This is a genomic window from Maledivibacter halophilus (genome assembly GCF_900167445.1).
Classification (GTDB): domain Bacteria; phylum Bacillota; class Clostridia; order Peptostreptococcales; family Caminicellaceae; genus Maledivibacter; species Maledivibacter halophilus.
The window spans coordinates 379,713-394,441 of sequence record NZ_FUZT01000002.1 but is presented as its reverse complement, the minus strand read 5'-3'; the positions used below and the strand labels follow the sequence as shown (position 1 = coordinate 394,441).

Sequence of the window (14,729 nt, the reverse complement as noted above, 5' to 3'; positions counted from 1 at the left end):
CCTTTCAAGGAAATATTTAAGCAAAAGGTTGACTCTGTCTCTAATACTTTATATCATAAATTATTCCACTAAATCGAATTAGTTTACTTTCAAAAAGCATTTTTCTACCTACTTGAACATCGACCGTAGAAATTTTAATATTTTTTTCAGTTTCTTTTCCTTTGCCCTTTAAAGTGAGGAGCATATCATATCTATCAGGTATAGTACTATATATTACATTACCATCTTTATCTGTGGTCTGCATCTTAGCATCAGATACTTCCTTTTTTACAACTTCTCCTAAGACATTGCCGCTTTCTACATCTCTAAATATATCCCCTTCTTTTACACTGTTTACAGATACGTCTTTAATGTTTTCAACACTATAAGTAAGTAATATTTCTTTATTGGCTTGAGTTTGTAATAATTCCTTTGTTTTTTCATCATTGTCTAATACGAAAAATTTTCCTATAAGTAATGCAACAATTAGAAGAACTACTAAATCCAAATAATTTATAATCCCAAAAATTTTTCCTTTGCTATCTATTATCTTCATTTTTCTACACTCCTTTTTAACAGCCTTTTGTATATCTCTACAGTTTTTTCAGTCATTTTCTTAACTGAAAATTTCTCTGTCACAATTTCTCTACCTAATTGTCCTAATTCTATTGCCCTTTCTTTACTGCCAAACTTCAAAACTGTTAAAATTTCATTTTTAAGTTTTTCTACAGTTATATTATCATTAGAGGTTCTTCCTGTAAAATTATTAGAAATTGCAGCTTCCATATTATCTTCTGTCAATAGTCCCATATAACCTTCTCCACCTGCTAAAATTACAGGTTTTTCACAAGCCATAGCTTCCAATGCAGATCTCGATACAGAAATAGCCAAATCCCCAATAGACAAAATCTCTGGAATATCAGTTCTTTTGCCAAGCATATGTATCAGATTTTTATCAAATTCCTTATTTACCTTTTCAGCAACTCTACATACCTCTTCAAATCTATCTCCGTCACCTGCAATGATAATTTCAATATTATTTAATTCCTTATAGGCTTCCTTTACTGCCTCAATAACAAGCTTAACAAGTTCAGCCAGTGGTCCTGAAATCCTACTTACATACACAATTTTTAAAGTATCTTCATTAAGATTTAGTTCAGATTTTAAATTCATGTCCTTTAAATTAGGATTAAATTTATCTGTATCTATGCCATTTGGTATTATTGTTATCCTTTCTGGCTTAACACTAAATTCCTTAATTAGGTGATTCTTGATATCTTCGCTTATAGATATAACTTCCTTTCCCCAAAAGGAGGTGTATTTATAAAGCAGAGAAACAGTAAATTTAGCATGGGCTGTGGTCATAAAGGGAATTCCTTTTACTGATGAAAGAATTTTTCCGTTTAGTGCAGGTATCCTCCCGTGGGCATGAATAATTTGAATTTTTTCTTTATCTATAACACTTTTTAAAATTCTAATTGATTTTAGAATACTTTTAATGTCTTTCTTATTCAAAGGGGCATTGTAATGCTTTATGCCTTGTTTTTTTAATTCTTCTACATAAATTCCACCAGAAGAAACTACAACTGGTTTATATCCTATTCTTTTTAATTCATTTGCCAGTCCCACAATATGTGTTTCTGCTCCTCCAATATCCATAGCCATTGCAGCTAATAAAATATTCATACATATCATCCTCTTTAGTTATTTCTTTTACTGGTTTTATCTACTATAGGAATTTGAGTAAAAACTTTAGCTTATACAAATCAAAAATCATATATGTATCCATAAAATTTATTATACTTTATATTTTGTTATCTGAGAAACTTACATAATTAACATTATTAATTTTAAAATATAATATGTAGATACTAACCTAATTTTCTCTACTGCATTTTGTATTTTAAAATTCTTTACATGTATTATGCAATTTCTTCATCTTTAAATATTAGCTTTCTTGAATTGAAGTTTCTTTAGAAACCCTATAGATACTTAAGTTCATTCCAACAATTAGCCAGAAAACTAAAATGATTTTAGGATTAAAAAATATGTGCTCAGCAATTCCATGTACTAATATAGCACTTAATGAAGAAATATAAGCTGTTGTCAAAAACTTAATAAATCTGCTGTTACTATTAACAATTGAGCTAACTCCCATTTTAAATATATTTAATATTAATAACAGGAATACAATAATCCCTATAATTCCAAGTTCGATTGCAATTTGTAAATACGTATTATGAGTATGATATGGAGCCATATTCCTTATGTAAAAAGGAGATATTTTTCTAAAGGCAACATAGCCTATCCCAATTCCAGAAAACCAAAAATCCTTTAAGATATCCATGGCCTTATTTAATAAATTAAATCTATAAAAAATGGAACTATCCTGTAGACTTCCCATTGTGCTAATTCTTTCAAGTATTGAATTAGGCATTAAAAACAATGACCCAATCCCTGCCGGAATAAAAAAAGCAAGTTTCTTAAAGTCAATAAATAAAATAAATACTATTATACTAAATGCCAATCCAATCCAGCTTCCTCTAGAGTATGTTAATCCTATACAAATAAAAATCACACCTGATGCTAGAGCAAAGCATATTTTTTTTATAATCCCATTGTTAACAAAAAATAAAGCTATTGATATAGGAAGTACCATTATTAAATATTCTGCTAATATATTGGGGTTTTCAAAGGTAGAAAAAACCCTTGTTTCAATATTAGGGTTTTGAGAAACATCCAGCCATCCACTGCCCATGGGTACTCCTTTAAAAAATTGATAAAAACCATGAAGCGACACAATTGTTGCAGTTAAAACGAAGATACCGCTCAATAAATATATTTCATCCTTAGATTTTTTACTATGAATTAACATAAATACTATCCCAATAGATACCATGTGGATAGCAAAATCTCTAAAGCTTCCACCCGGTGAAATAGATAAAATAGTACTAATTACTATAATAATAGAAAACAATAGTATTAAAAAATTAGCTGGAGTAAATTTAAAAGTAAATTTACCTTTCTTAATAAAATTAATACAGTATGAAGTAATTACTAATATCCCCATCAACAATGTACTCATATCTGATACAAAAGGAATACTTATTATATATAGGGCCACACTATAAATTGGGTTTTGAAATATTAACTTAAGCATAAACAATGCCACTATTACCTTTATTGTCTCTAAAGCTCCAAAAAAATACCCTATAGCCCCTACAATACCTCCTAATACAAGGCCTATCCATTTATATTTTGAATAAACTATTTCTTCACTCATTAATATCACTCCTCAGCCACATGGGAAACAAATACATCCGATAATGCTCACTTAGATTTTTAAAAAGCTATCAACTATTTTTTTAAAAAAACTATGTTCATATAATCTATTTATATCAATAAAATATATATTAATAGATAAAATAATCATTATTCCACTTATATATAACTGATCAACATAAATGCTTTTATTCATAAAACTAAGTAAATTATAGGTTAATACTAATCCTATGATCCCAAATGATATAAATTGAAGCTTACTTCTTTTTTGAACTTTGCTAATATTATCTAAAAGGTTAAATACAAAGCTTCCCTTTGTTCCTTTACGGTATAAGCTGTTTAAAAAATCTAATATCACCTGCATAAAACTTTCAAATTTACCTATTATAGAAAATTTAACAAGTTTTCCCTCGCTTTTGTTTTTACTTATGAAAAATTTGTATATATAACTATGAATAAACAGATTCCTGATAATTGAAGAAATTCTATTTAATAATTTTCTAGTAGTACTAAATGAATAATATTTCCTTGTAAAATCAGTTATTCTTCTTAACAATCTTATAATTATACTATGTTTCACAGTATCAACTCCTAAACCTTACAATATCATAAATTAATTAAGGAAATAATTATTCCTCGATATTTAATACCTTGCAGTCAAATACATATTTAGTTGATTTTAGCCTTAGTTCCGAACCGATGTATAATGGCTTTGTAGCTACTAAATAACCGTCCTCATTTATTAATGCCATTGAATCAAGCCTTATTTCACCATCAAAAGCTCCCGGTATCTCCTTATATTCCACTTTTCCATCCTTCCCTATAACATGTTCTCTATGGGGAGTTATAGTCTTATCAACTACCTTTCCGAATTCTGTTCCTCTAACAGAGTCAAATAAAATATCTCCTTCTTTTATGGCATCTATAAGTCCTTTATTCCCTTCTTCAAATTCAATAACAACCTTTATGGGTTTCTGGTCCTCTATGGATAAGTCTTTTAAACTGCTAAGTTTATATGCTCCTCCTCCTATTAAAACAATTATTAATAATAATATAGTCAAATCTATTACGTTAATTATGCCAAACAGTTTTCCTTTTGAATCTATAATCATTATAATCAGTCCTCCTTATATCGATAATCAACACTAAAGCTCATAATACTTCAGAGTTGGTTATTATTTCATTTCTTTTGAAAAGGTTATTGTATTCATATACTCTCTATTGAATAGCATAAGTGCCCTTTATCATAACAAAGGATTTAGCTGTTACTGTCATTCCTCTTCCATCATTTCTTGGTATTATTAATAAATGATGGAGAGGTATTTCTTCTCCTGTTTTAATATCCTTTCCTATAGTAACATCTAAAAGCCCTCCATTTTCACTGGCTATAGCAGTAGCTTTACCTGAACGCCAAATCACTTCACTACTTTCACCGAGTTTAAGTATTTGCCCAGCTTCTATAGCAACAACTTCAAATTTAGATGGTGAAGCTGCCACTGAGATATTGGATTCATTTGGAATCAAATTTGATTTGTTACTCTGTCCTTCAAGCTCTTTCACTCTTGTTTTTAATCCCATTGTTTCATTATTTATTGTTTCAATATTTTGATTTATGTAATATTTAATTTGTTCTATCCTCTTTTCAACATAGCTCAGAGTCACTATTGGATCATCATCAGAACCTGGCCCCATAAATCCACTTCCACTAATTACGAAAAAACTGCCCGCTAAAGCAATTGTAGATAAACATATAGCTAATGACTTCTTAGGCTTTATTTTATTCATAAATTCCCTCCTAAGTATTAATATAATATTTATTATGGACAGATATTATTTAATCTTGAATTTTGCCTTAGAATCAGTTATCACTATTCTTATGTCCCTTTACATTTTAACATAAATATTCTCATAAGGGCTATTAAAAAATAATTTCTTAATATTATAAAATATTGATATAAGACTTTAAATAGTATCCTTTATGAAAAAGAAAAAGCAAAAACCCTTTTTTATAAATAAGGAGCTTTTGCTCTATATTTCTACAAGTCCAAGACTTATCATCAAGCCTTCATTAACTTTATTCATCATTTCTTCATCAAGCTTACAAATCTTTTCAATAAATCTTCTTTTGTCTATAGTCCTAACTTGTTCTAAAAGTATTACTGAGTCCTTTGGTATACCATATTTTTTCCCACTTATTTCTATATGGGTAGGCAGCTTGGCCTTATTAATCTGCGAAGTTATTGCTGCAATAATAACAGTGGGACTATATTTGTTTCCTATATCATTTTGAATAACAAGTACTGGACGCACCCCTCCTTGTTCTGAACCAACAACAGGGCTTAGGTCTGCATAAAATATATCTCCTCTTCGAATTATCAATCTACTCACACTCCGCAGCAAGCTCATCTTCATATTTTTTAAGACAACATAAATCTATATCAATACCCATTTCAGCATAGACCAAATTTAAAGTGGCCATATCTTTATATCCAATTTTCATCGTTTCTCTCATTTCCATTTTTTTTCTCTCCCTTAAATATGCTTTCATGGCTTCTCTGATAAATTCACTTCTATTTCTCTTTTCTAATTTTACTATGTAGTCAACTTCCTCAAGTAAAGAATTGGGCACGCATACCATTATTTTCTTTGTTTCAGCCATACTGCACCTCCAGGAGAATATTAATAAACAAACAAAAAATAACTATATAAAATTTTTCTTCATAGATGGTAACATTATATACTATTTAGTATAAGTGTGTCAATCTCAACAATTTTTTATACATATGTTTATATTTGATTTTTAGATATTTTAAATTATTTGCATTACAATTTTAGTACATTATCCATAACGTCAATTATATCATTATTTTTAACATATACCCTTGGAACCCTCTTGCTTATCATACAAACTACTTCATAATTGATTGTATTTAAACTCTCAGCTATTTCATCAATTGCTATGTTATTATTACCATCATTTCCAAATAATATTACTTCATCTCCTACATTGACGTCAAGTCCAGTAACTTCAATCATACATTGATCCATACATATTCTTCCAATAACAGGAACTTTTTTACCTTTTACAAGTGCTTTGGCTTTGCCAGTTAATAATCTGCTATATCCATCAGCATATCCAATTGGAAGAGTTGCAATTTTCGTCTTTTTATCTGCTTTATATAATAACCCATAGCTAACTCCAGTTCCCTTTTCAATCTCTTTTACATATGAAATCTTTACTTTTAAAGACATAACTTCTCTTAGCCTAACCTTTTTTGTATCAACTTCCCTGGAAGGATATAATCCATAAAGCATAATACCTGCCCTAACCATATTATAGTTCATTTCAGGCAAATCTATTATGGCTGCACTATTTGATACATGCTTTATTGGAATATTTACATCCTCTTTTTCCAAAGAATTGCAAACGAAATTAAATTTCTTAGCTTGCTCATATGTAAATTCCTTTTCAAACTCATCAGCAACGGCAAAATGAGTAAATAATCCTTCAATTACAATATTAGGTAGCCTACTAATTTCTTTTATTACTTTAATTGTCTCTTCATCTGCTCTCATTCCCAGTCTGCTCATACCAGTATCTATTTTTATATGTATCTTAACTTCACTATCTAATTCCTGAGCTTTTTTAGAATAAGCCACAGCTTGTTCATATGTGTAAATAGTTTGAATAATATTATATTCTACTACAAGCTGTGCACTATCATCAGGAGTATATCCTAATATGAGAATTGGAATATCTTTATAGCTTTTCCTAAGTTGTATAGCCTCTGAAAGAGTTGCCACTGCAAATCTATCCGCTCCATTTTCAAGTAAGGTTTTACCTATTTGAACAGCCCCATGTCCATATCCATCCGCTTTAATTACCGCTGTAATCATTATTCCTTCTTTAACAACCCTTTTAACCTCTCTCATATTATGAGCTAAATTATCGAGATTAATTTCTGCCCATACAGGTCTTAGTTCTTTTGTTCTTTGCATATTATCCCTCCAATTGCAATTTATCTTATATTAAATATCTTATCATCTATACTTTCATTATAACTGAAACTTAAAAATTTTACATCAATTCTAACATCGTCTTCTATATCAAAAACCTGAAGTCTGTAGGGATAATATTGTTTTGTATCAAACAAAAGTTTTTCTTTATTGAAGTAAGGATGATTTCCGGGTATTTCAGTTTCCATCACTATATAATCTTCATCATTAATAATTTTTCTACTTATTGTTGCATTTTCTGTATTTAAAAAATTATTTATAAAGTGACCTAAAAACATTTTCTTTTCCATGGAGCTTGAAAACTTCTCCATTAACCATTCTTGACCAATTTTAGGATGGCTAACCCATGCTCTTTTACCATTATATATCGTTTTTTTTCCTCTTAAGCTCTCTGGACTCTGTATCTCTATTCTACATTTATCTGGAGCTTTAAACCACTGTTTGACAGTATATTTTTGCGGTTTTTTATTACCATATACTGTAATATCAGCTGTGCATATATATGTTTCTATCCCTACTATTTTCTTTTGAGCATCATAAAATATTTCTTTATCAGTTTTCTCACTACATCCAGCCAATAATAAAATGGCAAAAAGAATGATTAAAATTAACTTATTTTTCAAAACACCACCTCTAAGATAGATTATGTATATATTTATTTTTATGTCTTTCTCTTAATAGATATGCTTCAAAATATTACTTCTTGTTACTATTCCTACCAATTTATTATTGCTATTTACCACGGGAACTCTATTTATTTTTTTATTGAGTAATATATTTACTATCTCCTGTAAATCTGTATCCTCACCTACAGTAACAACATTTTTCACCATAACATCTTTAACTTTATAAGCTGTCATTTTCTTAATTTCTTTCTCTAGCTTTTTAAAGCTCTCTAAAAATATTATTCCATCTAAAACCGGAATAAAAGCAGGTAAATGAATACTTTTTTCCGGATATATTAAATCTGCTTCAGTGACTATTCCAATAACTTTTTGCTCCTCATCAACAACAGGAGCTCCACTTATTTTATTATCTAGCAATATTTTCACAAGATAATCCACATTATCCTCAGCACTAACTGTTATAACATTCTCATTCATAATATCTCTAGCCTTCATATTTTTTCTCCTTTCACATTAGGATGCTGGTACCTTTATCACATGGGAACCTAATCAAAAAGTTTTACATATAGAATCATTATCCTCTACTATATCCTTTATAGTATATGGAAGATATTCAACTAAATCACCTGCTAATAATCCGTATTCTCCTTTATCACGAGCAACCTTATCTCCTGTAAGTCCATGCACATATACAGCTGTTATTGCAGCCTTTAGAGGCTCTAGTCCTTGAGCAATAAGTCCTGTTATAATGCCTGTCAATACATCACCACTTCCTGCAGTGGCCATACCAGGATTTCCCTTTACATTAATGAATATCTCTCCTTCTGGTGAAGCTATTATAGTACTTGCTCCCTTTAAAACAACTATAACTCCCCATTTTATAGCAAAATCCTTTGCTACCTTAATTAAATCATATCTTATTTCTTCTATGTCCATATTTGTTAGCCTTGACATTTCACCTATATGGGGGGTAATAACTATTTTTGACTTTTTCTCTAAAAACCATTCTTTATCCCTTGATAAAACATTTAATCCATCGGCATCTATTACTATAGGAATATCAACTTTGACCAATACCTGCTTTATTATTTCAGCTAACTCTGATGTATTACCACAACCTGGTCCAATTGCTAATACATTTGCTTCTTTTGAATCTTTAATAATTTTTTCTATATGATTTATTCCTATAACTCCCTTTCTCATTTCCTGTAAAGGAACAGTAATAACCTCAGGCACCCCAGTTTTTACTATGTGATTTATACTCTCACCAACATATAATTTAAGTAATCCTGTACCAGTTCTAAGGGCTGACTTACATGCCAAAATAGCTGCTCCTGTCATTCCAAAAGAACCTGCAATAATATTCGCCTTACCATAACTTCCTTTATGTGTATCTTTTTTTCTAGAGGGTAATCCCTGCCTTACAATATCTATATCTATTAAATTATTCTTCAGCTCTATATCTTCTATAGCTTCATTTGGTATTCCAATATCTTTAATAACAAGCTTTCCATTATATTCCGCCCCAGGATAAACCAGATTCCCACATTTAGGTAAACAGAGAGTAACAGTTTTATTTGCTTCTACAGGGGTGCCAAAAATTTTCCCGTCATTTCCTCCCACTCCTGATGGTATATCAATAGATATAGTATATTTACTATATTTATTAATGATATTAATGGCTTTTTTTGATATTCCTTGTACCTCCTTGCTCAGTCCCGTACCAAATAGAGCATCAATTACTATTGGATAGCTTATTATACTTTCTTTGAGTTGAATAAGAGTATCATCATTTTTTATTTCTTTTATACCTATGCCTAGTTTAGTCAATATTTCATAATTAATTAATGCATCGCCTTTAATGGCTTTTTTATCTCCCAAAACGAATATGTTTAATTTATAGCCTTTATTATGTAAATGTCTTGCAACTACAAAGCCATCTCCTCCATTATTCCCTTTTCCACAAACTATTGTAAATTTATAATCCAAGTTAAAATTATCTATTATTTCATTAACTACAGACACTCCAGCATTCTCCATAAGGACAACTCCAGGAACCCCATACTTTTCCATTGAAATTTTATCTATTAATCTCATTTCATCATTTAAAACAACTTTCATTTTAACACCTCTTATTCAGTAGATTTTGTAGTTTCCTATACACCTATAGCTTGGGCCACTGCATATTCTCTACAATGAGATATTGATAGTTCAATATTTGATATCCCCTTTTCATTTGCAATTTCTTTGGCCCCTCCATATAGAGTGACCATTGGTTTTCCAAAACCGTCTCTAACTATTTCTACATCAACCCATTTAAAACCTCTTAATCCAGTTCCAAAAGTTTTAACAATGGCTTCCTTTGAAGCAAAGGTTCCTGCAATAGTATATATATTATAGTTTATACTTTTAAAGTACTCAATTTCATTTTTTGTAAAAATTCTTTTTTCAAATTTTTTGTTTTTAAATGCTTTTCTTATTCTTTCTATTTCTATGATATCTATTCCTATTCCTTTAATCACTTAACTCACTCCTCAATTAATATAATTATACCCAATTATTACAATAGAAAAAACCTTCAAATTCATAAGTACTTGAAGGTTTTTTTAAAAAATATTCCTTAGATTTTTAAATCTGACTAATATACTTTATATTTGAAGAAATTCCATAACTCTAATTTGGCTTGGTTGCATATGCGAATATTATCCTTAATTTAATTATTTAGAATTAAATATATTTCGATGGTATGACTTTGAAGATTTTAAAACTATATGTAGTAGATAATTTTTGGGGAAGATAATTATGCAATTTGCTCATTTAATATCCTTTTTATTTTTTATAAAACAAAAAATTATAAAAATCTCCTATCCATCTTATCTGTTTCTTCGTGACCCAATGTTCCATGTAAATATAGATAAAGTTCATTTATCCTTTTTTCCTTAGAAAATTTTTCCTCCCACATTTCACCCAAACTCTTCCTTATAGCCTCAATTTCTTTATCTAAATAATTAATTTTCTTTTTTCCTTGAGTAATATCCTCATAAGAAATAACAATTGTTTCTTTAAGTAATTCATAATTTGTATCATGAATTTCCTTTGGTAACATCTCTAATCTAAATCTTAATTCATCTAATTCATCATTAACTTCCAATATTCTATTTTTAGTATTTTCCAATTCTATTAAGGCCGAACTACTATTATTTGAATTGGCTTCATCGGAAAGCTTTAAAACTTTATTCATTAATTTTTTCTTCTCTTTTTTTGCTTTCTTTAATTGCTTTATAATCTCTTTTTCTTCATTAACGAGATCTTCTAATTTATCTGCCAATTTCCTCATAGTTTTTGTCATGCTTTTATCAAATAGTTTTTTCCATTCACTACTCTTTACTAAAACAGGAATTTTGTTTTTCTTAATTATATTTACATCAAGATTTATTTCTTTTGTCATATATACTTCTCCCCTATAATTTTTATTGAATTCTATTTCCCTTATATATACTTGATATAACTGCATAATTTAACTCGTCATGCTTTATATTAGAAATTTTTAAACTAGATACAGTATAGTGGCTTTTATAAGAAGTAATTATGCAATTTCCCAACTTCTATGAACTTTATGATTTTTTAAATATACATTTAATCTTTCACATATAATTTCGTCAAAATTGTAAACAATATTAATAAATATACCAAAAATATTTGTTAATAATTATATAAATATGTGATTACGCAAATTAATCAAAATTTTCTTCATAGCTTTTAGGTGTGGATTTTTATGAAATACATAACGGAAATTATATTATTTCGTAATAGATAAATGAATATAAGTTCCTATGTGGTATAGAAAAACCATATCTTATACAGTGTTAGTAATAGAATTATTATAGAAAGGAGTTTTTTATGAAGCTTTGGATACCCGATAGAGTTTATTTTGAGTCTTTAGCACTAGAATATCCTCTTGGCAGGAAAATATATGACTTTTGTCAAAAAAAAAATATCGAAATTTTGAAAACTACTTCTCATAATCAAGTAAGGGGAATTCCAGGTGAAAATGAAAAATCTAAATTTGCTAATGCCAAGAAAACTTTAGTAGTAGGAACTAAAAAAAGCTTGAAACTCGAAGTGTGCAAGCCATCAGCCAATTTTCAGTTTTCACTTATGACAAATTGCCCAGGGAATTGTGAATATTGTTATCTTTTTTCTACCCAAGGTAAAAGGCCTTATGTAAGGGTCTATGTAAATACCAATGATCTATTTGAAACAATAGAAAAATACATTGAAAAACGACTTCCGAAAATTACAGTATTTGAAGCTGCAAGTACTGGAGATCCTTTAGCAGTTGAACATATAACCGGTACTTTAAAGAAAACCATAGAGTTTTTCGCAGCACAGGATAAAGGTCGATTGAGGGTTGTAACTAAGTTTGCCAATGTTGACTCTATATTAAATGCTGCCCACAATAGACATACTAGATTTAGATTCTCTATTAATTCTAATTATGTAATAAATAATTTTGAACACAATACTGATAATCTCGAGAAGAGACTATCAGCTGCCGAGAAAATTGGAAAAGCAAATTATCCACTTGGATTTATAATCGCCCCCATAATTCGTCATGATAATTGGAAAAAAGAATACAAGGATTTATTTGAAAATCTTCACAGCCATATAAACTTTGCTAAAAATGAAACCATAAGCTTTGAGCTTATCCAGCATAGATTTACCAGCAATGCTAAAAAAGTTATTCTAGAAAGATTTCCAAACACAAAACTGGAGATGGATGAAAATATTAGAAAGAAAAAATACGGTAAATATGGTAGGGTAAAATATATTTATCAAAAGGAAGAAGCTAAAGAAATAAAGGAATATATTATTAATTTGATAGAAAATTATTTTCCAAATGGAAAGGTAGAATATTTTACATAAAAATTAAAGTATTATAAATTTCACAGAAAAAATGCTAAGGCTTTCATTATTTTCTGTGAAATTTGTATTAAATTCTAATGTTGGTTATCCATAGATAACTGGGTTTTGTTTAATTTTTTTATATAATTGATTCTATTAAATTTTGGGTATATTCATTTTGGGGATTGTTTAATACTTCATCTCTATCTCCAATTTCGACAATTTGTCCTTTATACATTACTGCTATCCTATTACATATGTACTTTATAACCTTTAGATCATGAGAGATGAATAAATAGGTTAAATCTAAGCTCTTTTTTAACTCTAAAAGCAAATTCAATATCTGACCCTGAACTGATACATCTAGTGCAGATACTGGTTCATCACAAACTATAAATTTAGGTCTTGTGGCTATAGCACGGGCAATCCCTACTCTTTGTCTTTGCCCACCACTTAATTGATGAGGGAATTTTTCTTTATTACTTTTAGATAAACCTACCATTTCCAAAAGTCTTCCCACTTCATTATCATATTCACAGTCCGAAACAATTCTATGTATTTTTAAAGGCTCCAATAGCAATTCCCCTATGGTCATTTTAGGATCTAATGTGCCATGAGTATGCTGGAAAATAATCTGAATTTCCTTTCTAAGGCTCCTCATTTGCTTCTCTTCCATATCCGTAATATTAATATTATTAAAAAACAAGCTTCCATTATCATTTTTTAAAAGCTTTAATATTAGATTACCAGTAGTTGTTTTTCCACTGCCACTTTCTCCTATTAAACCTAATATCTCTCCTTTCTTTACTTCAAATGAAATATTATCAACAGCTTTTATTATAGTTTTAGAGGATAAAAAACTCTTTCTAATTACAAAATGTTTTGAAAGATTTTTCACTTTTAATATAGCTTCAGCCATTATTTCACCTTCTCTATTATATTCTTGCAGTATTCAACAATAATTAAAATTTACACACCTTACATTTCTATTGTTATATTTCACTATTTTAGGAATATTTTCTTTGCATCTTTCTTTCCTGCCTTTACATCTATCATAAAATGGACATTCATTTTTAAATTCAGAGGGGCTAGGGGGCCTCCCTTCTAATGTAAATAGTGTATCTTCACTTTTTTCCAGTGAATTTACACATTTGAGCAAGCCTCTAGTATATGGATGTAAAGGTGCTTTTAGAATATCTTTCATATAACCCTGTTCCATCACCAGCCCTCCATACATGATTGCTGCTTTATGACATAAGAATTTTGCAACATCAAAGTCATGGGTTATTAAAATTATTGAGGTACCATATTTTTCATTAATACTCTTTAATAATCCAAGAACCTTCTTTCTAAGTGAGGCATCAATAGAACTAGTTGGTTCATCTGCAATAAGTAGTTCAGGTTTACATATTACCCCTATTGCTATCATAATTCTCTGGCATTGTCCTCCGCTAAGCTGAAAGGGATACATATCATATATAAACTTGGCATCAATTATTCCAACATCCTTCATTACTTCTAAAACCTTTTCTTTAGAACAGGGGAGTCTATGGATTTTTAGGGTTTCTTCAATTTGTTTTCCAACTCTTCTATAGGAATTAAGTGAATCAGTAGGATTTTGAAAAATATAGGATATATTTTTGCCACGTATTCTCCTAAGCTCCTTTTCACTAAGTTTTAAAAGGTTTTTATTTTTGAAATATATTTTTCCAGAATCTATCCTTCCTTCTTTATCATCTATTAATCTAATAATAGCATTTGATGATACTGTTTTTCCACTGCCTGATTCTCCTAATATACCTACAATTTCTCCTGGAAAAGCCTCTATATCAATACCTCTAACAACCTGTAAATAATCCTTGCCTCTTTTAAAAGATATCTTAAGATTCTCTATTTTTAATAAAACTTTGTCATCCATAA

General features: G+C 29.3%; 17 protein-coding genes. 1 reads left to right on the top strand and 16 read right to left on the bottom strand.

The features are described from left to right. Positions 1 to 40 precede the first annotated feature (40 nt). The 14 genes from B5X81_RS05700 to B5X81_RS05635 all read right to left on the bottom strand — a co-directional run bounded on the left by B5X81_RS05700 (position 41) and on the right by B5X81_RS05635 (position 11,352). On the bottom strand, positions 41 to 535 hold the full coding sequence (locus tag B5X81_RS05700) for a DUF4330 domain-containing protein (RefSeq protein WP_079490032.1): 495 nt from the start codon (positions 533 to 535) through the stop codon (positions 41 to 43). Then, positions 532 to 1,665 carry a glycosyltransferase family 4 protein gene (locus B5X81_RS05695; protein WP_170917296.1) on the bottom strand — a complete coding sequence of 378 codons (1,134 nt, stop codon included), beginning with the start codon at positions 1,663 to 1,665 and terminating at the stop codon, positions 532 to 534. The genes B5X81_RS05700 and B5X81_RS05695 overlap by 4 nt, the downstream gene beginning before the upstream one ends. A gap of 262 nt (positions 1,666 to 1,927) precedes the next feature. Next, entirely contained in the window at positions 1,928 to 3,262 is a 1,335-nt protein-coding gene (locus B5X81_RS05690) for an O-antigen ligase family protein (protein ID WP_079490029.1), read from the bottom strand. Positions 3,263 to 3,313: 51 nt separating this feature from the next. Next, entirely contained in the window at positions 3,314 to 3,841 is a 528-nt protein-coding gene (locus tag B5X81_RS05685; RefSeq protein ID WP_079490028.1) for a hypothetical protein, read from the bottom strand. 49 nt (positions 3,842 to 3,890) lie between these two features. After that, positions 3,891 to 4,373 carry a DUF4330 domain-containing protein gene (locus B5X81_RS05680; RefSeq protein WP_079490026.1) on the bottom strand — a complete coding sequence of 161 codons (483 nt, stop codon included), beginning with the start codon at positions 4,371 to 4,373 and terminating at the stop codon, positions 3,891 to 3,893. Positions 4,374 to 4,479: 106 nt separating this feature from the next. Next, on the bottom strand, positions 4,480 to 5,046 hold the full coding sequence (locus tag B5X81_RS05675; RefSeq protein ID WP_079490025.1) for a hypothetical protein: 567 nt from the start codon (positions 5,044 to 5,046) through the stop codon (positions 4,480 to 4,482). Positions 5,047 to 5,289: 243 nt separating this feature from the next. Further along, on the bottom strand, positions 5,290 to 5,640 hold the full coding sequence (locus tag B5X81_RS05670) for a type II toxin-antitoxin system PemK/MazF family toxin (RefSeq protein WP_079490023.1): 351 nt from the start codon (positions 5,638 to 5,640) through the stop codon (positions 5,290 to 5,292). 1 nt (position 5,641) lies between these two features. After that, entirely contained in the window at positions 5,642 to 5,920 is a 279-nt protein-coding gene (locus B5X81_RS05665) for a CopG family ribbon-helix-helix protein (protein ID WP_079490022.1), read from the bottom strand. Between the two features lie 164 nt (positions 5,921 to 6,084). Then, a complete protein-coding gene (alr, locus tag B5X81_RS05660) occupies positions 6,085 to 7,260 on the bottom strand; it encodes an alanine racemase (RefSeq protein WP_079490021.1) in 1,176 nt (391 codons plus the stop codon). 20 nt (positions 7,261 to 7,280) lie between these two features. Further along, entirely contained in the window at positions 7,281 to 7,901 is a 621-nt protein-coding gene (locus tag B5X81_RS05655) for a LolA family protein (protein ID WP_079490019.1), read from the bottom strand. Positions 7,902 to 7,952: 51 nt separating this feature from the next. Beyond that, positions 7,953 to 8,399 (bottom strand): CBS domain-containing protein, encoded by a 447-nt coding sequence (locus B5X81_RS05650; RefSeq protein ID WP_079490018.1) that lies wholly within the window; start codon positions 8,397 to 8,399, stop codon positions 7,953 to 7,955. Positions 8,400 to 8,453: 54 nt separating this feature from the next. Further along, the gene (locus B5X81_RS05645) at positions 8,454 to 10,025 is read right to left on the bottom strand and encodes an NAD(P)H-hydrate dehydratase (RefSeq protein ID WP_079490016.1); all 1,572 of its coding nucleotides are present in this window, start codon (positions 10,023 to 10,025) and stop codon (positions 8,454 to 8,456) included. A gap of 35 nt (positions 10,026 to 10,060) precedes the next feature. Beyond that, on the bottom strand, positions 10,061 to 10,426 hold the full coding sequence (gene acpS / locus B5X81_RS05640; RefSeq protein ID WP_079490015.1) for a holo-ACP synthase: 366 nt from the start codon (positions 10,424 to 10,426) through the stop codon (positions 10,061 to 10,063). Between the two features lie 329 nt (positions 10,427 to 10,755). Continuing rightward, complete coding sequence (locus B5X81_RS05635) at positions 10,756 to 11,352, bottom strand: hypothetical protein (protein WP_079490013.1); 597 nt, start codon at positions 11,350 to 11,352, stop codon at positions 10,756 to 10,758. A gap of 452 nt (positions 11,353 to 11,804) precedes the next feature. On the opposite strand from B5X81_RS05635, the gene splB reads away from it, so the two are divergent. After that, the gene (splB, locus tag B5X81_RS05630; RefSeq protein ID WP_079490012.1) at positions 11,805 to 12,830 is read left to right on the top strand and encodes a spore photoproduct lyase; all 1,026 of its coding nucleotides are present in this window, start codon (positions 11,805 to 11,807) and stop codon (positions 12,828 to 12,830) included. Positions 12,831 to 12,948: 118 nt separating this feature from the next. On the opposite strand, the gene B5X81_RS05625 is transcribed toward splB, so the two are convergent. Further along, on the bottom strand, positions 12,949 to 13,728 hold the full coding sequence (locus B5X81_RS05625) for an ATP-binding cassette domain-containing protein (protein WP_079490010.1): 780 nt from the start codon (positions 13,726 to 13,728) through the stop codon (positions 12,949 to 12,951). Between the two features lie 33 nt (positions 13,729 to 13,761). After that, on the bottom strand, positions 13,762 to 14,727 hold the full coding sequence (locus B5X81_RS05620; protein ID WP_079490009.1) for an ABC transporter ATP-binding protein: 966 nt from the start codon (positions 14,725 to 14,727) through the stop codon (positions 13,762 to 13,764). Positions 14,728 to 14,729 lie beyond the last annotated feature (2 nt).